General features: G+C 58.5%; 19 protein-coding genes. 7 read left to right on the top strand and 12 right to left on the bottom strand.

The window, feature by feature from the left end; all coding sequences use genetic code 11:
* Nucleotides 1-30 precede the first annotated feature (30 nt).
* The 4 genes from ASE80_RS03260 to ASE80_RS03245 all read right to left on the bottom strand — a co-directional run bounded on the left by ASE80_RS03260 (nucleotide 31) and on the right by ASE80_RS03245 (nucleotide 4578).
* Nucleotides 31-948 carry an IS110 family transposase gene (locus ASE80_RS03260; protein WP_056857630.1) on the bottom strand — a complete coding sequence of 306 codons (918 nt, stop codon included), beginning with the start codon at nucleotides 946-948 and terminating at the stop codon, nucleotides 31-33.
* 338 nt (nucleotides 949-1286) lie between these two features.
* Nucleotides 1287-2042 (bottom strand): DeoR/GlpR family transcriptional regulator, encoded by a 756-nt coding sequence (locus tag ASE80_RS03255; protein ID WP_010212755.1) that lies wholly within the window; start codon nucleotides 2040-2042, stop codon nucleotides 1287-1289.
* Nucleotides 2043-2137: 95 nt separating this feature from the next.
* Entirely contained in the window at nucleotides 2138-3643 is a 1506-nt protein-coding gene (gene glpK / locus ASE80_RS03250) for a glycerol kinase GlpK (RefSeq protein WP_017137034.1), read from the bottom strand.
* A gap of 77 nt (nucleotides 3644-3720) precedes the next feature.
* On the bottom strand, nucleotides 3721-4578 hold the full coding sequence (locus tag ASE80_RS03245) for an MIP/aquaporin family protein (protein WP_056857650.1): 858 nt from the start codon (nucleotides 4576-4578) through the stop codon (nucleotides 3721-3723).
* 325 nt (nucleotides 4579-4903) lie between these two features.
* Between ASE80_RS03245 and ybaK the strand changes: the two genes are divergently transcribed.
* Complete coding sequence (gene ybaK / locus ASE80_RS03240) at nucleotides 4904-5374, top strand: Cys-tRNA(Pro) deacylase (protein ID WP_056857629.1); 471 nt, start codon at nucleotides 4904-4906, stop codon at nucleotides 5372-5374.
* A 142-nt stretch (nucleotides 5375-5516) separates the two neighbouring features.
* Here the strand turns inward: ybaK and ASE80_RS03235 are convergent, their stop codons facing one another.
* Nucleotides 5517-6626, bottom strand: a complete 1110-nt coding sequence (locus tag ASE80_RS03235) for an ABC transporter ATP-binding protein (protein ID WP_056857628.1) — start codon at nucleotides 6624-6626, stop codon at nucleotides 5517-5519.
* Nucleotides 6623-7543 carry an ornithine carbamoyltransferase gene (gene argF, locus ASE80_RS03230; RefSeq protein ID WP_056857627.1) on the bottom strand — a complete coding sequence of 307 codons (921 nt, stop codon included), beginning with the start codon at nucleotides 7541-7543 and terminating at the stop codon, nucleotides 6623-6625. Before argF ends, ASE80_RS03235 begins: the two co-directional genes overlap by 4 nt.
* Before the next feature lie 422 nt (nucleotides 7544-7965).
* On the opposite strand from argF, the gene ASE80_RS03225 reads away from it, so the two are divergent.
* Together ASE80_RS03225 and grxD are read left to right on the top strand one after the other, a co-directional pair.
* Nucleotides 7966-10074: a molybdopterin oxidoreductase family protein gene (locus ASE80_RS03225; RefSeq protein WP_056857626.1), complete on the top strand. Its 2109-nt coding sequence runs from the start codon at nucleotides 7966-7968 to the stop codon at nucleotides 10072-10074.
* Between the two features lie 84 nt (nucleotides 10075-10158).
* The gene (gene grxD, locus ASE80_RS03220) at nucleotides 10159-10497 is read left to right on the top strand and encodes a Grx4 family monothiol glutaredoxin (RefSeq protein ID WP_056857625.1); all 339 of its coding nucleotides are present in this window, start codon (nucleotides 10159-10161) and stop codon (nucleotides 10495-10497) included.
* Nucleotides 10498-10629: 132 nt separating this feature from the next.
* Here grxD and bfr read toward each other — a convergent pair whose 3' ends face one another.
* Complete coding sequence (gene bfr / locus ASE80_RS03215) at nucleotides 10630-11100, bottom strand: bacterioferritin (protein WP_017137040.1); 471 nt, start codon at nucleotides 11098-11100, stop codon at nucleotides 10630-10632.
* Between the two features lie 201 nt (nucleotides 11101-11301).
* The gene (locus ASE80_RS03210) at nucleotides 11302-11520 is read right to left on the bottom strand and encodes a bacterioferritin-associated ferredoxin (protein ID WP_010564137.1); all 219 of its coding nucleotides are present in this window, start codon (nucleotides 11518-11520) and stop codon (nucleotides 11302-11304) included.
* Nucleotides 11521-11763: 243 nt separating this feature from the next.
* Between ASE80_RS03210 and ASE80_RS03205 the strand changes: the two genes are divergently transcribed.
* On the top strand, nucleotides 11764-12366 hold the full coding sequence (locus ASE80_RS03205; RefSeq protein ID WP_003172097.1) for a peroxiredoxin: 603 nt from the start codon (nucleotides 11764-11766) through the stop codon (nucleotides 12364-12366).
* A gap of 64 nt (nucleotides 12367-12430) precedes the next feature.
* On the opposite strand, the gene rnt is transcribed toward ASE80_RS03205, so the two are convergent.
* Both rnt and pyrC read right to left on the bottom strand, forming a co-directional pair.
* Nucleotides 12431-13102, bottom strand: coding sequence for a ribonuclease T (rnt, locus tag ASE80_RS03200; RefSeq protein WP_017137041.1), 672 nt, complete (start codon nucleotides 13100-13102; stop codon nucleotides 12431-12433).
* Nucleotides 13099-14145, bottom strand: coding sequence for a dihydroorotase (pyrC, locus tag ASE80_RS03195; protein WP_017137042.1), 1047 nt, complete (start codon nucleotides 14143-14145; stop codon nucleotides 13099-13101). Before pyrC ends, rnt begins: the two co-directional genes overlap by 4 nt.
* A gap of 156 nt (nucleotides 14146-14301) precedes the next feature.
* Here pyrC and ASE80_RS03190 point away from each other — a divergent pair, with 156 nt between their 5' ends.
* The 3 genes from ASE80_RS03190 (at nucleotide 14302) to ASE80_RS03180 (ending at nucleotide 17825) form a co-directional block, all read left to right on the top strand.
* Nucleotides 14302-15210 carry a flagellar protein MotY gene (locus ASE80_RS03190; protein WP_056857624.1) on the top strand — a complete coding sequence of 303 codons (909 nt, stop codon included), beginning with the start codon at nucleotides 14302-14304 and terminating at the stop codon, nucleotides 15208-15210.
* Nucleotides 15211-15339: 129 nt separating this feature from the next.
* Complete coding sequence (locus ASE80_RS03185; RefSeq protein ID WP_003208700.1) at nucleotides 15340-16557, top strand: argininosuccinate synthase; 1218 nt, start codon at nucleotides 15340-15342, stop codon at nucleotides 16555-16557.
* A gap of 635 nt (nucleotides 16558-17192) precedes the next feature.
* Nucleotides 17193-17825: a response regulator transcription factor gene (locus tag ASE80_RS03180; RefSeq protein ID WP_056857623.1), complete on the top strand. Its 633-nt coding sequence runs from the start codon at nucleotides 17193-17195 to the stop codon at nucleotides 17823-17825.
* 85 nt (nucleotides 17826-17910) lie between these two features.
* Here the strand turns inward: ASE80_RS03180 and ASE80_RS03175 are convergent, their stop codons facing one another.
* Both ASE80_RS03175 and nth read right to left on the bottom strand, forming a co-directional pair.
* The gene (locus ASE80_RS03175; protein WP_056857622.1) at nucleotides 17911-18093 is read right to left on the bottom strand and encodes a PA3496 family putative envelope integrity protein; all 183 of its coding nucleotides are present in this window, start codon (nucleotides 18091-18093) and stop codon (nucleotides 17911-17913) included.
* 107 nt (nucleotides 18094-18200) lie between these two features.
* The gene (gene nth / locus ASE80_RS03170) at nucleotides 18201-18839 is read right to left on the bottom strand and encodes an endonuclease III (protein ID WP_056857621.1); all 639 of its coding nucleotides are present in this window, start codon (nucleotides 18837-18839) and stop codon (nucleotides 18201-18203) included.
* Nucleotides 18840-18860: the final 21 nt, after the last annotated feature.

Genomic DNA, 18860 nt, shown 5'->3' with positions numbered 1-18860 from the left:
GTGGGAGCAACTGTCTTAACCTACCGTCCGTCAGCGCCATTCTGTACCGTCTCGCAGCATGGCATTTAGTCTGATCAGTAGTATCCGCATGCAGGCGATGAGCGCGACTTTCGCGCTCTTGCCTCGCTCCCTTAGAGCCTCGTAGCGCGTTTTAAAGTCTGCTTGAAAGCGGATAACAACCCAACTCGACATGTATAACGCATGCCTGACACGGGTTCTTCCTCCGTATATCTGCCGTTTTCCATTGTGGTTTCCGCTGTCGTCGTTGTAAGGGGCTATGCCCGCTAACGCCGCCACTTCTCTGCGATCCAACTCGCCCAACTCCGGCAAGTAAACCAGCAAACTGGCGGCCGCGACTTTGCCAATCCCCTTCACAGACATGAGTCGCCTGGACTTTTCTGCGTCCAAATCAAACATGCTCTGAACGAGGTGTTTTTCCAAGGCTTTGATCTGCGCTTGCAGGTAGCGAATATGATCTTTGGTAGCGCTGACAACGGTTGGCAACTGAGCCTGCTGAAGTCGACGCTTATTGTCGTCGCGCTGCTGAACGAAGTGCTCGCGTAATTGGATCAGTTCGCGCAGAGCTTCGCGCTCAGGAGAAATGACCTTTTCGTGAGAACCATGCAGCACCTCGGCAAAATCAGCCAGAACTGCCGCATCAATCGGGTCGGTCTTGGCATTTTTGCCCATGGCCACCGCGAAAGCTCTGGCCCGACGAGGATTGATTCGGAGCACTTGGAGATTCGCCTGTTGCAGTGCCGCCATGACCTGGCGCTCGTAGCCTCCCGTGGCCTCCAGCAATACCCGGCCAACCTCATAGCAGCTCAATCGTTTGATCAGTTCAACAAAGCCTTCAGATGTGTTTGGAATCTCGAAGCCTTCTTTCTGAGGTTGAACCCAGACAACAAGGTTTGATTTAGAGATATCGATRCCGACCCAGGAAATCATGGCAAAACCCTCTTACACTCAGGAGTGAGAGTGCTCTGGCTCTGCCCACGCTTGTGATTCGAGTGGCGCTCGTCCAACTGTTCGGGCTTATCGGCCAGAGTGGAAAGGTGGATGGCAGCTTTGCTCCCACTCGTGCTTCTAGCACCGCGGACTCACAGCTTGCCATCCACCCCTCTCACCACAGAGTTTATTCCCAGATCAAGACACAAGCCRGCTTTGCTCCCACTCGTGCTTCTAGCACCGCGGACTCACAGCTTGCCATCCACCCCTCTCACCACAGAGTTTATTCCCAGATCAAGACACAAGCGGGCTTGCYCGCGATGGCGCCAGTCCAGGCGCTAAACCACTTCCAGCCTGACTTTGTGCTGATTCAACAATTGCACCAGCGCCGGCACCGGCTGCTGATCCGTCACCAGGCAGTCCACCAGACTGATCGGCCCCAAGCGAATCATGGCATTGCGCCCGAATTTGCTTGAGTCCGCCGCCAGAATCACCTGGCGCGCATTGGCGATGATCGCCTGGGAAACCCTGACTTCCTGATAATCGAAGTCCAGCAGGCTGCCATCTTCATCAATGCCGCTGATGCCCACCAAGGCAAAGTCGACCTTGAACTGGTTGATAAAGTCGACACTCGCCTGGCCCACCACACCGCCGTCACGGCGTACGTTGCCGCCGGTCAACAGCACGTCGAAGTCGTCCTTGGCACTGAGCATGGTGGCAACGTTGAGGTTGTTGGTGATGATTTTCAGGTGGTTGTGATTGAGCAGCGCACGCGCGATGGATTCGGTGGTGGTGCCGATATTGATAAACAGCGAGGCGTGATCAGGAATTTGCGCGGCAATGGCTTCGCCGATGCGTTGTTTTTCGTCACGCATCTGGTCGGCACGCATAGCGTACGCGGTGTTCTCGACACTGGAGTCATAGGCCGCGCCGCCGTGGTAGCGGCGCAGCAGATTGGCGTCCGCCAGCTGGTTGATATCGCGGCGGATGGTTTGCGGGGTGACAACGAATAGCTGCGCCATCTCCTCGATACTGACGTAGCCGCGTTCGCGTACCAGTTCGAGGATTTGTTGTTGGCGGGGAGGCAGATTCATGGGGCGTCCTTTGGGCTGCCATACAAAAGTGGCCCATGATGCCGCAGCAATCGACTCCCCGCCAGTTACAACCCGATATGGGTCCGGCGGTTGGCTTATTCAGCGCCTTCGTGCGGTTCCCAGTCGCGGGTGCGGCTGACTGCTTTTTGCCAGCCGGCGTAGAGCTTCTCTTTGGCGGCTTCATCAAGCTGTGGTTCGAATTCGCGCTCGATCACGGCCTTGCCACGCAACTCGTCCAGGCTGCCCCAGAAACCACAGGCCAGGCCTGCCAGGTAAGCGGCGCCGAGTGCCGTGGTCTCACGCATTTGCGGGCGCTCCACCTGGGTGCCGAGGATGTCGGCCTGGAACTGCATCAGGAAGTTGTTGGCCACCGCGCCGCCGTCCACGCGCAGGGCTTTGAGGCGTTCGCCCGAGTCCTGTTGCATGGCGTCCAGCACGTCACGGGTCTGGTAGGCAATCGACTCCAGGGCGGCACGAATAATGTGATCCACGCGCACGCCACGGGTCAGGCCGAACAGCGCGCCACGGGCATACGGGTCCCAGTACGGGGCGCCCAGGCCGGTGAAGGCGGGCACCAGGTACACGCCGTTACTGTCCTTGACCTTGCCGGCGAAGTATTCGGTGTCGGTGGCGTCGGCGATGATTTTCAGCTCGTCACGCAGCCATTGCACGGTAGAGCCACCGTTGAAGACCGCGCCTTCGAGGGCGTAAGCCACTTCGCCACGTGGGCCGCAAGCGATGGTGGTGAGCATGCCGTGCTTGGATTTCACGGCTTTGTCGCCGGTGTTCATCAGCAGGAAGCAACCGGTGCCGTAAGTGTTCTTGGCCTGGCCGGCTTCCACGCACATCTGGCCGAACAGCGCCGCTTGCTGGTCACCGGCAATCCCGCCGATGGCGATGCCGCTTTTGGTGCGGCCGTAGATTTCCGAGGAGGACTTCACTTCCGGCAGCATTTCGCGCGGTACGTCGAGGATCTCCAGCATCTTCGCATCCCACTCCAGGGTGTGGATGTTGAAGAGCATGGTGCGCGAGGCGTTGGTGTAGTCGGTGACGTGGGTCTTGCCGCCGGTAAATTTCCAGATCAGCCAGCTGTCGACGGTACCGAACAGCAGTTCGCCGTTGCGCGCACGTTCGCGGCTGCCTTCGACGTTGTCGAGGATCCACTTGAGCTTGGTGCCGGAGAAGTACGGGTCGGTGACCAGGCCGGTGGTGTCGCTGATGTATTGCTCGTGGCCGTCGCGCTTGAGCTGCTGGCAGATCTCGGTGCTGCGGCGGCACTGCCACACGATCGCGTTGTAGATCGGGCGGCCGGTGATCTTGTCCCAGACTACGGTGGTTTCACGCTGGTTGGTGATACCGATGGCGGCGACTTGGTCATGGTGCAGGCCGGCTTGTGCCAGGGCCTCGACCATCACCGCGCTCTGGGTGGCGAAGATTTCCATCGGGTCATGTTCGACCCAGCCGGCTTGCGGGTAATGCTGAGCGAATTCACGCTGGGCGGTGCAGACCACGTTGGCGTCACGATCGAAGATGATCGCCCGCGAACTGGTGGTGCCCTGATCGAGGGCAATGATGTAGTTCTTATTCTGAATGTCGGTCATGTCAATTGCCTTGGACGAAATAAGGAAGTCGGAAATCAGCCTGGGCCGCGAAGGGCAGGGGCACCAGGCCGGCGCTTTCAGGAAATACGAGTCTTGCCGTTGACAGCCGTGTCAGGTGTTTCTTCAGCTATAGCAGGTGCGGCGCTTGGCAGGTGGCGGGCAATCAGCCCGCGGTAAGCCGCTGCGCCGAGGCAGGCGCCGACAATCGGCGCGAAAATCGGTACCAGGAAGTAAGGAATATCGCGGCCGCCAGTAAAGGCCATTTCACCCCAGCCGGCGAAAAAGGTCATCAGCTTGGGGCCGAAATCCCGCGCCGGGTTCATCGCAAAACCGGTCAGCGGGCCCATGGCGCTGCCGATTACGGCAATCAGCAGGCCGATCAGCAGTGGGGCCAATGGGCCACGGGGCAGGCCGTTGTTATCGTCGGTCAGGGCCATGATCACACCCATCAGGATGGCGGTGATGACCATTTCCACCAGGAATGCCTGGGCCGTGCTCAGCAAGGCATGCGGGTAGGTGGAGAATACCGATGCCAATTCCAGGCTGGCCTGGGAGCCGCGCACCATATGGTGAGTTTGTTCGTAATCGAAAAAGAGGTTGCTGTACAGCGTGTAAACCAACGCCGCCGAGCAGAAGGCGCCAGCGATTTGCGCGAGGATATAGAAAGGCAGTTTGCGTTTTTCGAAATCGGCAAAGATGCACAAGGCGATACTCACCGCCGGGTTGAGGTGCGCCCCGGAAATACCGGCTGTGAGGTAGATCGCCATGCTCACGCCGATGCCCCAGATAATACTGATTTCCCACAGCCCGAAGCTGGCACCCGCGACCTTGAGCGCAGCGACACATCCTGTACCGAAGAAGATCAGAAGCGCAGTCCCCAGGAACTCGGCCATGCATTGGCTCGAAAGTGAAGGCTGTTGAAGAGCAGTAGTCATGGCAAACCTCGATTGTTGTTCTTGTTGGCGCATAGCCTCAACGGGCCATTGCGCGATTTTCACCGTAATCAGGATCCCCATCCTGACTGCAGCTTCCCGCTGGAACACTGGAGTACTATTCCTACAGTATTCGGAAACGAAAAAATATAGACAAGAATGACCGCTGTCAAAGGTCGAAAGTGAACCATTGGTCATTTTCGAACTATTGGTCTGGTGAATGATCACGGGTGAGGCTGCAAGTGTTCACAGCAGGAGGGTCGCACTAGAGCGTTTTGCGCGGGCTTGGCCTAGAATTGTCGATCTTTTTGCTGCGCCAGGAGTAGACATGACCCCCGCACTGGACCTGTTGAAAAAAGTTCGCGCCGAACATCGCATCCACAGTTACGAGCACGACCCCAAGGCCGCGTCTTACGGCCTGGAGGCCGCGGAAAAATTGGGGCTCGACCCGGCGCAGGTGTTCAAGACCTTGCTGGCCAGCAGTGAGAAAGGTGAATTGTTGGTGGCGGTGGTGCCGGTCGTCGGAAGTCTGGACCTGAAGGCGCTGGCCCATGCGGCCGGCGTTAAAAAAGCCGAGATGGCCGATCCGGTCGCGGCGCAGCGCTCTACCGGTTACCTGTTGGGTGGCATCAGCCCTTTAGGGCAGAAGAAGCGTTTGCGCACCTTTATCGATGAGACCGCGCAACAGTTTGCGACGATTCATGTGAGTGCAGGTAGAAGGGGATTGGAAGTGGAATTGGCCGCAGCGGTGCTGGCCGAGCATACCCAGGCCAGGTTTGCGCCGATTGGGCGAGGCTGAAATTCACTTCTGAATGCGCTGAAAATCTAATGTGGGAGCTGGCTTGCCTGCGATGCAGACACCTCGGTCTATCAGACAGACCACAGTGATGCCATCGCAGGCAAGCCAGCTCCCACATGTTTACCCGGTTTTTGTCAGTTGGTCAGTGCGCCGGGCTGTAACGTCGCACGCCGGATTCCACCTGAGGAATCTGCGCCGCCGTGCTGCCCGATGCCTGAAACAACACCAGATGCTCCGCCGCCACCCGAATCCCCACCTGCGCACCGACCTGATGATCTGCATGGCTGGGGAAAATCGACTCCAGCTGTGCGCCGGTCGGCAGTTGCAGGCGGTACAAGGTCGAAGCGCCAAGGAACGTTTTGCCGACAATTCGCGCTTTCAACGCGCTGTCCGGCGCATAAACAATGTCATCCGGGCGTAGCAGAACATCCACCGCGCCACCGGTTGGCCAGGTATAGGCACGATTGCCACGCAAGTCACCCAGTTCGGTACTCACCGATTCCGGCGAACTCAACTGCCCGCGAATGAAGTAACCCTGGCCGATAAAGCTGGCGACATAAGGCGTCTGCGGTTCGTGGTAGAGGTTGTAGGGCGTGTCCCACTGCTCAAGGCGGCCTTCCTTGAATACCCCCACCTGATCACTCACGGCGAAGGCTTCTTCCTGATCATGGGTCACCAGAATCGCACTGGTGCCACGGGCCTTGAGAATGTCGCGCACCTCATGGCTGAGCTTGCGCCGCAGTTCGCCGTCGAGGTTGGAGAAGGGTTCGTCGAGCAGCAACAGTTGCGGTTCCGGCGCCAGCGCGCGGGCGAGGGCGACGCGTTGTTGCTGGCCGCCGGAAAGCTCGTGGGGGAAGCGCTTGCCGAGGTTTTTCAGGTTGACCAGTTCCAGCAGTTCGGCAACCACACGGTCTTTTTGCGGGTGCTTGCGAATGCCGAAGGCGATGTTGTCGGCCACGCTCAAATGCGGAAACAGTGCGTAGTCCTGGAACACCATGCCAATGCGGCGTTTCTCCGGCGCCAGGGTGAACCCGGCGCTGGAGATTACTTCACCGGCCAGGCTGATCTCACCTTCATGCACCGGCTCAAACCCGGCAATCGCCCGCAAGGTCGTGGTTTTGCCGCAACCCGAGGAACCCAGCAGGCAGCCGATGTCGCCGGCATTGAGGTGCAGGTTGAGGTTCTGCACCACACGTTGATCTTGATAGCCGCATGCCAGATTGCGCAGGTTCAGCAGTAATGGCTGGCTCATGCGTGGTGGTACGACGGCGGGACGAGGAATTCGAGCAGCGCCTTTTGCGCATGCAGGCGGTTCTCGGCCTGGTCCCATGCCACAGAACGTTCATCGTCGAGCAGGTCGAGGCTGATTTCTTCGCCACGGTGTGCGGGCAGGCAGTGCATGAAAAGCACGTCCGGCGCGGCCAGGTCGAGCAGGGCGCGGGTCACCTGGAACGGCGCGAACAGCGCCAGGCGCTTGGCGGTCTCTTCTTCCTGGCCCATGGAGGTCCACACGTCGGTGCTCACCAGGTGTGCGCCGATGACCGCGTCACGCGGGTCGCGCACCAGGGTCACGCGATCGCCGGCCTGGGCCAGGAAACGTGCATCGGGCTCGTAGCCTTCGGGGCAGGCAACGCGCAGTTGGAAGTCGAACTGGATCGCCGCTTCTATATAGCTGTTGCACATGTTGTTGCCGTCCCCGATCCAGGCCACGGTTTTGCCCTGGATCGAACCCCGGTGTTCAAGGAAGGTTTGCATGTCGGCCAGCAACTGGCACGGGTGCAGGTCATCGGACAGGCCGTTGATCACCGGTACGCGCGAGTTGGCGGAAAATTCGGTCACGGTGCTGTGGGCAAAAGTACGGATCATCACCGCATCGAGCATGCGCGACATCACGCGGGCGGCGTCGGCAATCGGCTCGCCACGGCCCAGTTGGGTGTCACGCGAGGACAGGAAGATGGCTTGGCCACCCAGCTGGATCATGCCGGCTTCGAACGACACGCGGGTGCGGGTCGACGACTTCTCGAAAATCATCCCGAGCACACGGTTTTTCAAAGGCTCGAACAGTACGCCGCGGTTACGCAGGTCTTTAAGCTCAATGCCTCGACGGATCACGCTGACCAGCTCTTCGGGCGTGCAATCCATCAGGGAGAGAAAGTGCCTTGCGCTCATCATTAACTACCTTTTTGCAACAGACCGCAGATACTCAAAGCCTTGTTTATTGTGACAACGGGCGAGACCTGCGGCGAAAGCCGCACGGGGCGACGAAATAGGGGAAGGCGCGATCTTATAATTAAATGTCGCGTCTTACCAATAGGGCTACGGTTATTAAGGGTGTTCAAGAGGGGCGCCGGAGCGCTTTTGAAGACTGATTCCTGACAGCAGCGACCCATTTGTACACTGGCGCCAAGACCTTTTGCAATGTGTGGGGCGGGCCTGGAGCGGGTTGTGTCGGTTTCGGAGCGCCTATGCAAAGATTTGAAACACTTGCCCATGGTCTGGCCTGATGCCCCTCGATTCACAGGACGAACGTTGCTGGTGCGCGTCCGGTTGCCGGGCCATAGTTGGGCCAAAGCCCAATAAAGAGACTGGCCATGACCAAGACTCTCCACCACCGTGCCTGCCATCTGTGTGAAGCCATCTGTGGTCTGACCCTGGAAACCACCCAGGCGGACGACGGCAGCCTGGCGATCACTTCCATCAAGGGCGACCCGCTGGACACGTTCAGCCGCGGACACATTTGCCCGAAAGCCGTGGCGCTGCAGGACATCCAGAACGACCCCGACCGCCTGCACCAGCCCATGCTGCGCGTGGGCAGCGACTGGCAGCCGATCCCGTGGGACGAAGCCTTTGCACTGGTAGCCGAACGCCTCGCAGGCATTCAGGCCCGGCACGGGCAGAATGCGGTGGCGGTGTATCAGGGCAACCCCAGCGTGCATAACTATGGGTTGATGACCCACAGCAACTACTTCCTTGGCCTGCTGAAGACACGCAATCGGTTTTCCGCCACCTCGGTGGACCAGTTGCCCCATCACCTCACCAGCCACCTGATGTACGGCCATGGCTTGTTGTTGCCGATTCCGGACATCGACCACACCGACTTCATGCTGATCCTGGGCGGCAACCCGCTGGCGTCCAACGGCAGCATCATGACCGTGCCCGATGTGGAAAAACGCCTCAAGGCCATCCAGGCCCGCGGCGGCAAAGTAGTGGTGGTTGACCCCCGGCGCAGCGAGACGGCGGCGATTGCCGACCAACATGTGTTCGTACGGCCCGGCGGCGACGCCGCGTTGCTGTTCGGGCTGCTCAACACCCTGTTCAGCGAAAACCTGACCCGCGACAGCCATTTGCCGATTGCTGGCCTGGAGGACGTGCGCCAGGCGATTGCCGGGTTTACCGCCGAAGCCATGAGCCGCCAATGTGCGGTGCCTGCCGAGCAGATCCGCCAGTTGGCGCGAGACTTTGCGGCGGCGGACAAGGCCGTTTGCTACGGGCGCATGGGCGTATCGACCCAGGCATTCGGCACGCTGTGCCATTGGCTGGTGCAATTGATCAACCTGGTCACGGGCAACCTCGACCGTGTCGGCGGCGCCCTGTGCACTACGCCGGCGGTGGACCTGGTGGCCTCCACGGGCGGTGGGCACTTCAATCGCTGGCAAAGCCGGGTGTCCGGGCGTCCGGAGTACGGTGGTGAGTTGCCCGTTTCGGCCCTGGCCGAAGAAATGCTCACCGAAGGCGAAGGGCAGATCCGCGCCCTGGTGACGGTGGCCGGAAACCCGGTGCTGTCCACGCCTAACGGTCGCCAACTGGAGAAGGCCCTGGACGGCTTGGAGTTCATGGTCAGCGTCGACCTGTATATCAACGAAACCACGCGCTATGCCGATCTGATCCTGCCGTCCACCTCGGCGCTGGAAAACGATCACTACGACACCACGTTCAATATGTTTGCGGTGCGTAACGTCACCCGCTTCAATCGCGCGATTCTGCCCAAGCCTGCCGGCGCGTTGCATGATTGGGAGATCTTTGTCGGTTTGGCCAAGGCCTTCGCTGCGCACACAGGTGTTGCGCTCAAGCCGACCATGGCACCGGCACAGATGATCGACTTTGGCTTGCGCGCCGGGGTCTATGGCGATGCGTCCGAGCACAAACTGTCGGTGGCCATGCTCGCCGATCATCCCCATGGGGTGGACCTGGGGCCGCTCAAGCCTAACCTGGCCGCCCGCTTGAAAACCGCCGACGGCCACGTGCAGGCCGCGCCTGCGGTGATCCTGGCGGACCTGGCGCGGTTTGCCGCGCAGCCGGTGCCGATGGTCAATGAATTGTTACTGATCGGCCGTCGGCATGTGCGCAGCAACAATTCCTGGATGCATAACTATCACCGCCTGGTGAAGGGCAAGCCGCGTCATCAACTGCATATGCACCCCGACGACCTGGCCAGCCGACAATTGAGCGATGGGCAGTGGGTGCGCGTCAGCTCACGCATTGGCGAGATTGAAGTGGAAGTGGTGGCGAGCCTGGACATAATGCCCGGCGTGGTCAGCCTGCCTCACGGCTGGGGGCACGGTCGGCCAGGCGTGCGCATGAGCATCGCCAGCAGCCAGCCCGGGGCCAGTGCCAATGACCTGACCGACGAGCGGCAATTGGACGAATTGTCTGGAAACGCCGCGCTCAATGGCGTGCCGGTGCAGGTGGCCGCCGCATAAGGCCCGAGCACCGCGCTGGAATTTTGCGTTACAATGCGCCACCGTGCCGACCTGTGAGTCGCAAAGTTCCAGCCGAGGTGTTCCATGGATATCATCGAAACGATCAAAGAGCAGATTGCCAATAACACCATTCTGCTTTACATGAAGGGCGCCCCGAACGCTCCTCAGTGCGGTTTCTCCGCGAAGGCTTCCCAGGCCATCATGGCGTGCGGCGAGAAATTCGCTTACGTGGATATCCTGCAAAACCCGGAAATCCGCGCCAACCTGCCGAAGTACGCCAACTGGCCAACTTTCCCGCAATTGTGGGTAGCCGGTGAACTGGTCGGCGGTAGCGATATCATCACAGAAATGGCAGCTGATGGTTCGTTGCAAGCGTTGATCAAAGAAGCAGCGGCAAACGCGGCAGCCAAGACTGACGCTTGATCCGAACGCAATAAAAAGCCCCGCTTCTCGAAAGAGAGCGGGGCTTTTTTGTGATCGTTCCCACGCTTCGCGTGGGAATGCATCCTGTGACGCTCTGCGTCACCATGCTCAAGTGGGAACGATCTTCAGCGCTTATTCACCCATCTGCGATTGCAGGTAGTTTTCCAGGCTGACTTTAACGATCAAGCCCAGCTGGGTTTCCAGCCAGTCGATATGTTCTTCCTGATCTTCCAGGATATCTTCCAGCAGCTCACGGCTGCCGAAGTCGCCTTTGGTTTCGCAGTGAGCGATGGCGGCCTTGAGGTCGCTGTGGCTCTTCTGCTCGAACTTCAGGTCGCTGCTGATCATTTCCTGGGTGTGCTCGCCGATGTTCAGCTTGCCCAGGTCCTGTACGTTCGGCAGGCCTTCCAGGAACAGGATGCGCTTGATCAGCGCGTCTGCGTCCTTCATGGCCTTGATCGATTCTTTGTACTCACGCTTGCCGAGCTTTTCCAGGCCCCAATCGTCATACATGCGCGCATGCAGAAAGTACTGATTGATCGCGACCAGTTCATTGGCAAGGATTTTGTTGAGTTGCTGGATGACTGAGATGTCGCCTTTCATGACTGGGGTCCTGCCCTGTAATAGCTGTGTATAAGGCGGAGTTTGAGCGGCGAAATCCCTAGTGTCAAACCTAAGTTATTGAATAATAAATGAAAATTAATCGGAATAAGAATGTTTGTGTTCCGCGTCTTGGCGCTAACTAATTGAATTACGGGCATAAAAAAACCGGACACTAAGTCCGGTTCTTCAAAACACGCTTATTTAAGCGTGTGTAAATTCTGCTGAGTAGGGGAGCGCGGCCTGGGCTGTTTGCAGCTGCGTCAGGGTTTCCCGTACCACTTGCTTGGCGAGGCAAGCACATTTGCCGCACTGGCTGGCAACGCCGGTGGTTTCACGTACTTCCTTGTAGCTGCAGCAACCTTCATAGATTGCTTCGCGGATTTGTCCGTCGGTGACGCCAGTGCAGAGGCAGACATACATAAGGGAGAACCATCGCGGGTTTAAGGCTTAAGTGCGATGGATCTTAATGTTAACGAGAATGATTGTCAAAGTAGATTCGCAGGGTTTTGCCAGGTCCCTGCGGCGCGCTGACGAACGGTTTTTTCAGTGTATGATGGTCGGTCTTCACGAAGCGTGACCGCGTCACAGGCCTGTCGCTTAACTGCGCCAGACTTGGGCTGGTCCTTTTACTTCAATCGTCACCCTTACATCAGGAGATACCCAATGAGCGTACTCGTCGGCAAACAAGCCCCGGATTTCGACGTACCTGCCGTCCTCGGCAATGGCGAAATCGTTGACAGCTTTAAACTGTCTGAAGCCATCAAAGGCAAATACGGCCTGGTGTTTTTCTACCCGCTGGACTTCACCTTCGTGTGCCCGTCGGAGCTGATTGCTCTGGACCACCGCATGGACGATTTCAAGGCGCGCAACGTTGAAGTGGTGGCCGTTTCCATCGACTCCCATTTCACCCACAACGCCTGGCGCAACACCGCCATCAATGATGGCGGCATCGGCAAAGTCAAATACACCATGGCTGCCGACATGAAGCACGACATTGCCAAGGCCTACGACGTTGAGTCCGAAGGCGGCGTGGCGTTCCGTGGCGCGTTCCTGATCGACGACAAGGGCGTTGTGCGCTCGCAGATCATCAACGACCTGCCGCTGGGCCGTAACATGGAAGAGCTGATCCGTCTGGTTGACGCCCTGCAATTCCACGAAGAGCACGGCGAAGTCTGCCCTGCCAACTGGAAAAAAGGCGACAAAGGCATGAACGCTTCGCCAGAAGGCGTTGCGGCTTACCTGACCGAGAACGCCGGCAAGCTGTAAGCCAGGTTCGAAGCAAAAAAAACCGGCCTGAGAAGGCCGGTTTTTTTATGCGCGGGGTTCAACTTCAGTCGTTGAAGTCTTCCCAGCCGCCCATCTGTTTCCAGCGGTTGACGATGCCGCAGAACAGCTCGGCGGTTTTTTCGGTGTCGTAGCGGGCCGAGTGGGCCTCACGACCGTCAAAGTCGATACCGGCTGCCTGGCAGGCCTTCGCCAGCACGGTCTGGCCGTAAGCCAGGCCCGCAAGCGTGGCGGTGTCGAAGCTGGAGAAAGGGTGAAACGGGTTGCGCTTCATGTCCAAGCGCGTCACGGCAGCATTCAGGAAGCCCAGGTCGAAGCTGCTGTTGTGGCCCACCAGGATCGCGCGTTTGCAGCCATTGGCCTTCAACGCTTTGCGCACACCACGGAAGATATCGGTGAGCGCCGCTTCTTCACTTACAGCCATGCGCAGCGGGTGATCGAGCTTGATCCCGGTGAATTCCAGGGCTGCAGCTTCGATATTCGCGCCTTCAAACGGCTCCACACGGAAGAAGTGGGTGTGTTCCGGGAACACAAAACCCTGCTCGTCCATGCCGATGGTGGTAGCGGCGATTTCCAGCAACGCGTCGGTGGCGCAGTTGAAACCACCGGTTTCTACGTCGATGACAACCGGCAGATAGCCGCGAAACCGCTCGGCCATCGGGTGGCGGGAGCCGCCACCACTGTGCTCGTGTTCGTCGTCGTAATGGTCTTCACTCACTTGCTTTCCTCCAGCAGGCGCCAGCGCAGTGTTTCACCGGCGCGCAGCGGGATAACAGTCAGCTCGCCAAACGGCAGGCTGGCAGGGGCGGTCCAGTCTTCACGAACCAGGGTAATGCGGTCGGTATTCGCCGGCAGGCCGTAGAAGCGCGGGCCGTTGAGGCTGGCGAACGCCTCGAGCTTGTCCAGGGCGTTGCGCTGTTCAAACGCTTCGGCATACAACTCGATGGCGGCATATGCGGTGTAGCAACCGGCGCAGCCGCATGCCGCTTCTTTGGCATGCTGGGCGTGTGGCGCCGAGTCGGTGCCGAGGAAGAACTTAGGGCTGCCGCTGGTGGCGGCGTCCAGCAGGGCCACCTGGTGGGTGTTGCGCTTGAGGATCGGCAGGCAATAGAAGTGCGGCCGAATCCCGCCCACCAGCATGTGGTTGCGGTTGTAGAGCAGGTGATGCGCGGTGATGGTCGCGCCGACGTTGGCCGAAGCCTCGTTGACGAACTGCACGGCGTCGGCGGTGGTGATGTGTTCGAACACGACCTTGAGGGTCGGGAACAGCTCGACCACACGGCGCATATGCTCGTCGATGAAGATCTTTTCACGATCAAACACATCCACATCGCCACGGGTGACTTCCCCGTGGATCAGCAGCGGCATGCCGACTTCGGCCATGGCTTCGATCGCCGGCAGGATCTTGTCGATACTGGTCACGCCGGAGTCGGAGTTGGTGGTCGCGCCCGCCGGGTACAGCTTGGCGGCGTACACGAAACCGCTGGCCTTGGCCTCGCGGATTTCGGCAGGCTGGGTGCGGTCGGTGAGGTAGAGCACCATCAACGGTTCGAAGCGGCTGCCGGCCGGGCGCGCAGCGAGGATACGCTGGCGGTAGGCATCGGCTTGCTCGGCATTACGCACCGGAGGTACCAGGTTAGGCATGATAATCGCGCGGCCAAACGTGCGCGCTACATCGGCCACGGTTTGGGGTAACGCAGCACCATCGCGAAGATGAATATGCCAGTCGTCGGGACGCAGCAGGGTCAGGCGGTCGGACATTGGGGATTCCAGGCGGGTCAATCTGGTGGGAATGCTACCGGAAAAGACTCTTGCAGGCACTCGCTATCAAGTTTTGCCGCACGTGTCCGATATCCCTGGGTATGCCTTAACGACGTATGACGCTTTGAAGTGTTGTAGAAACCAGTGGAGCCTCCCGTGCGCCAGCATTATCTAGCCCTGCTCAGTGTGTTCGCCAGCCTGCCTGCGATGGCACTCACATTCCAGACACGTCTGGAGAACATTGAGTGGAAGGTGGAAGGCGACCAGTTCGAGTGCCGCCTGACCCAGCCGATCACCGATTTCGGTTCAGGTGAGTTCGTGCGCCGGGCCGGTGAGCAGGCGACATTTCGCCTGAAAGCCTACAACGGTGCGCTCGGTGCGGGCTCGGCGACCTTGTTGGCGGCGGCTGCTCCGTGGCAGCCGGGCCGTGGCGATATCAACCTCGGTGCGGTGCGTGTCGGCAGTGGTGATGTGCTGTTCAACAGCTCCCAGGCCCAGGCCGGACGTTTGTTCACCGGCTTGCTCGAAGGGCGCAGCCCCACCGTGCGGCATTACGGGCGTGAGGGCGGCTACTCGGAAGTCCGCCTGTTGCCGGTGAAATTCAACAAGGCCTTCAACGACTATCAACTGTGCACCACCAAGCTGTTGCCGATGAATTACGACCAGGTCAAACAGACGGAAGTCGGCTTCCCCGGCGGCGGTATCGAGCTGGACGCCGCTGCCAAAAAGAAGCTGGATGTGATTCTCGCGTTCATGAAAGCCGACCCGACGGTCAATCACGTCGAGCTCAATGGGCATTCCGACAACAGCGGCAACCGCCTGACCAACCGTGACGTCTCGCGCCGTCGAGCCCTGGCGGTGATGGACTACCTCAAGGCCAATGGCATTCAGGAAGGGCAGATCACGATGCGTTTTCACGGTGAAAGTTACCCACTGGCGCCCAATACCAATGCCGCCAACCGCGCCCGCAATCGCCGCGTGAATATTCAGCTCGAACGCGTGGCTGCCCCCGAGAAACCGGCGCCCCAGGCCACTGGCCCGAGCAGCGCGGCACACACCTCATAAGGTGCGACCATCGGTCGCCCGCTCGACATAATCTGTCGCTTTATCTTCATTTGCTGTCGCGCCTCTGTAAATTCACGGTTTTGGTCGGTAGAATCGACGGCTTTCCGTACAACCCCGTGGAGTGATGGCATGGCCGACGTAAACAAGGTCGTTCTCGCGTATTCCGGCGGCCTGGACACTTCGGTGATCCTCAAGTGGCTGCAGGATACTTATAACTGTGAAGTGGTGACCTTCACCGCTGACCTGGGTCAGGGCGAAGAGGTCGAACCTGCACGTGCCAAGGCGCAAGCCATGGGCGTGAAAGAGATCTACATTGACGACCTGCGCGAAGAATTCGTCCGCGATTTCGTCTTCCCGATGTTTCGCGCCAACACCGTCTACGAAGGCGAGTACCTGCTGGGTACTTCCATCGCGCGCCCGCTGATCGCCAAACGCCTGATCGAAATCGCCAACGAAACCGGCGCCGACGCCATTTCCCATGGCGCTACCGGCAAGGGCAACGACCAGGTGCGTTTCGAGCTGGGTGCCTACGCTCTCAAGCCAGGCGTGAAAGTGATTGCACCGTGGCGTGAATGGGACCTGTTGTCCCGTGAAAAGCTGATGGATTACGCTGAAAAGCATGCAATCCCGATCGAGCGTCACGGCAAGAAGAAGTCCCCGTACTCGATGGACGCCAACTTGCTGCACATCTCCTATGAAGGCGGCGTGCTGGAAGACACCTGGACCGAGCACGAAGAAGACATGTGGAAATGGACCGTCTCCCCGGAGAACGCTCCAGACAAGGCCCAGTACCTGGAACTGACCTACCGCAACGGCGACATCGTGGCACTGGACGGCGTCGAAATGACCCCGGCCACCGTGCTGGCGACCCTGAACCGTATCGGTGGCGAACACGGTATCGGCCGTCTCGACATCGTCGAGAACCGTTACGTGGGCATGAAGTCCCGTGGCTGCTACGAAACCCCAGGCGGCACCATCATGCTGCGCGCTCACCGCGCCATTGAGTCCATCACCCTGGACCGCGAAGTGGCTCACCTCAAAGACGAGCTGATGCCCAAGTACGCCAGCCTGATCTACACCGGTTACTGGTGGAGCCCGGAGCGTCTGATGCTGCAACAGATGATCGACGCCTCCCAGGTCCACGTGAACGGCGTTGTGCGCCTGAAGCTGTACAAGGGCAACGTGATCGTCACCGGTCGCAAGTCTGATGAGTCGCTGTTCGACGCCAACATCGCCACCTTCGAAGAAGACGGCGGTGCTTACAACCAGGCCGACGCGGCAGGCTTCATCAAGCTGAACGCGTTGCGTATGCGCATCGCCGCCAACAAGGGTCGCAAGCTGTTCTGAGTGCTGCCTTCGTTGTAAAAATTGGCCCCTTGTTCAAGGGGCCATTTTTTTGCCTGCCTATAAAGATAGACGACTTTAAATGCGCGCTGATGTTTAAACGGTGCGTGGCTGTTTAAGGTTTGTTGAATAGTGAAGTTGAACACGGCCTTTTCCGCGCCGGTGTGTTTATTTCTGTACGGTCGAATGAATTTTTTACACCTGCATAGGAACTATATCTGACGGAAAATTCACTACCTAAGTAAGGCGAGTATGTAGGGCGCTGAAACTTCTGTAGGAAATAAGGATGTAAACCGCTATGTTGAATGGAACTAAATCAGTTGATTTTTTTGCCGGTGCTCACTGGCCTTGCTGCCACAAGCAAGGGGTATTTCCTGAAAGTCATGTGCGGTACATTTACCTTGCACCCATTCTGTGGTGCATATTTCACTCAAAATATGTACGGACCCGGAAAGTTCTGAAGGGCTCCATAAAACCGGATGCACCTGAGTTTGTGTTTTTTTGTAGGTTAATTCCTATATCGTTGTGGGTTGGGTCTCTGCTTGCTGTTGCTTGGGGGGGAGCGCTATGCCAACTAGGAAACGACTAGGCTATTGTGCTTGCTCTAAATAATTCGAACAGCGAAATTGGACTTTCTCATGAATAAAGTGCTGATCGTGGATGATCATCCCGTCATTCGTCTTGCTGTGCGCATGCTAATGGAACGTCATGGTTATGAAGTCGTTGCCGAGACTGATAACGGCGTCGATGCGTTGCAACTTGCACGGGAACATATGCCGGACATTGTCATACTGGATATCGGGATACCCAAGCTCGATGGCCTGGAAGTTATCTGTCGGCTGGCGTCTACCAAGCAGTCCGCGCCCGTCAAGGTGCTGGTGCTGACGTCCCAGGCGCCCGGCCATTTTTCCATGCGCTGCATGCAGGCGGGGGCGGCGGGCTACGTGTGCAAGCAACAGGACCTGACCGAGCTGTTGAGCGCCATCAAGGCGGTGCTCTCCGGCTACAGCTATTTCCCCAACCAGGCGCTCAACTCGGTACGCTCGACCATGGGCAATGCCAGCGAGGCGGACATGGTTGAACGCCTGTCGGGTCGCGAGATGATGGTGTTGCAGCAACTGGCCCGAGGCAAAACCAACAAGGAAATCGCCGATGGCATGTTCCTGAGCAACAAAACCGTCAGCACCTACAAGACCCGGCTGTTACTCAAGCTCAATGCACGCTCCCTCGTAGACCTGATCGAGCTGGCCCAGCGCAACGGCCTCGTGTAGACGCGGGTGCGGTTGCGCACTAAAACCCGAATAACCGGCAAAAAAAAGCCTCCGTCAGGGAGGCTTCCGGCCGTCAGCGCATCGATCAGAGGTCGAAGTCGTAATCGGCCAGTTGTTTTTGCAAGCGTCGCTCTTCCAGCAGGTTGTCGATAGTGCGGCGTTTGCTCAAATTGGTCTTGGCCACCTCTGCCACAGGGGCGTCCCCTTCGTCATCCGCCACTTCAACGAGATCGTCTTCTACATCCAGTTGTTCTTTGCCAGTGCTCATAAGGTTAACTCCGGGCTAAGACTGCCGTTGGCGCTCCTTATAACGATAATCCACGAACGGGTAAAAAAGATTTTTTCAATCGACTGATCGAGAAAACCAATGAACCCTCAATCATCCGAGGTTTTGTCCTTGTATTCGCACAGGTCTTCGATGCGGCAGCTTCCGCAGCGAGGCTTGCGGGCCTGGCATACGTAGCGCCCGTGCAGGATCAGCCAGTGGTGGGAGTCGAGCAAATAGGGCTTGGGTACAAACTTCATCAACTGCTTTTCGACCTCGACCACGTTCTTGCCGCGCGCGATGCCGGTTCGGTTACTGACGCGGAAAATATGCGTGTCCACTGCCATGGTCAGTTGCCGGAACGCGGTATTGAGCACCACGTTAGCGGTTTTGCGGCCTACGCCTGGCAGTGCTTCCAGGGCTTCGCGGGTTTGCGGCACTTCACTGCCGTGCAATTCAACCAACAGGCGGCAGGTCTCAATGACGTTCTTGGCCTTGCTGTTGTACAGGCCGATGGTCTTGATGTATTCCGACAAACCGTCCACACCCAAAGCGTAAATGGCGGCTGGCGTATTGGCCACCGGGTACAGTTTGGCCGTAGCCTTATTGACGCCAACGTCGGTGGATTGTGCCGACAGGATCACCGCAATCAGCAACTCGAACGGCGACGAGTAGGCCAGCTCGGTCTTGGGTTCCGGATTGTCTTCGTGAAACCTGCGGAAAATTTCCAGGCGTTTTGCGGCATTCATGGGGCGGGTGGTTCCTTGCAG

This window comes from Pseudomonas sp. Leaf15 (assembly GCF_001421425.1).
GTDB classification, from domain to species: domain Bacteria; phylum Pseudomonadota; class Gammaproteobacteria; order Pseudomonadales; family Pseudomonadaceae; genus Aquipseudomonas; species Aquipseudomonas salomonii.
The sequence above is the reverse complement of the archived record's forward strand: the minus strand, read 5'-3'. Positions and strand labels throughout refer to the sequence as shown.

Bases quoted from the DNA above. Each gene is read 5' to 3' on its own strand.
- glpK (WP_017137034.1), bottom strand. From the start codon at position 3,643: ATGACCGACATTCAGAATAAGAACTACATCATTGCCCTCGATCAGGGC.
- ASE80_RS03235 (WP_056857628.1), bottom strand. From the start codon at position 6,626: ATGAGCCAGCCATTACTGCTGAACCTGCGCAATCTGGCATGCGGCTAT.
- ASE80_RS03175 (WP_056857622.1), bottom strand. From the start codon at position 18,093: ATGAGCACTGGCAAAGAACAACTGGATGTAGAAGACGATCTCGTTGAA.
- ASE80_RS03245 (WP_056857650.1), bottom strand. From the start codon at position 4,578: ATGACTACTGCTCTTCAACAGCCTTCACTTTCGAGCCAATGCATGGCC.
- ASE80_RS03205 (WP_003172097.1), top strand. From the start codon at position 11,764: ATGAGCGTACTCGTCGGCAAACAAGCCCCGGATTTCGACGTACCTGCC.
- ASE80_RS03180 (WP_056857623.1), top strand. From the start codon at position 17,193: ATGAATAAAGTGCTGATCGTGGATGATCATCCCGTCATTCGTCTTGCT.
- bfr (WP_017137040.1), bottom strand. From the start codon at position 11,100: ATGAAAGGCGACATCTCAGTCATCCAGCAACTCAACAAAATCCTTGCC.
- ASE80_RS03225 (WP_056857626.1), top strand. From the start codon at position 7,966: ATGACCAAGACTCTCCACCACCGTGCCTGCCATCTGTGTGAAGCCATC.
- argF (WP_056857627.1), bottom strand. From the start codon at position 7,543: ATGAGCGCAAGGCACTTTCTCTCCCTGATGGATTGCACGCCCGAAGAG.
- pyrC (WP_017137042.1), bottom strand. From the start codon at position 14,145: ATGTCCGACCGCCTGACCCTGCTGCGTCCCGACGACTGGCATATTCAT.
- ASE80_RS03210 (WP_010564137.1), bottom strand. From the start codon at position 11,520: ATGTATGTCTGCCTCTGCACTGGCGTCACCGACGGACAAATCCGCGAA.
- ASE80_RS03185 (WP_003208700.1), top strand. From the start codon at position 15,340: ATGGCCGACGTAAACAAGGTCGTTCTCGCGTATTCCGGCGGCCTGGAC.
- nth (WP_056857621.1), bottom strand. From the start codon at position 18,839: ATGAATGCCGCAAAACGCCTGGAAATTTTCCGCAGGTTTCACGAAGAC.
- ASE80_RS03255 (WP_010212755.1), bottom strand. From the start codon at position 2,042: ATGAATCTGCCTCCCCGCCAACAACAAATCCTCGAACTGGTACGCGAA.
- grxD (WP_056857625.1), top strand. From the start codon at position 10,159: ATGGATATCATCGAAACGATCAAAGAGCAGATTGCCAATAACACCATT.
- ybaK (WP_056857629.1), top strand. From the start codon at position 4,904: ATGACCCCCGCACTGGACCTGTTGAAAAAAGTTCGCGCCGAACATCGC.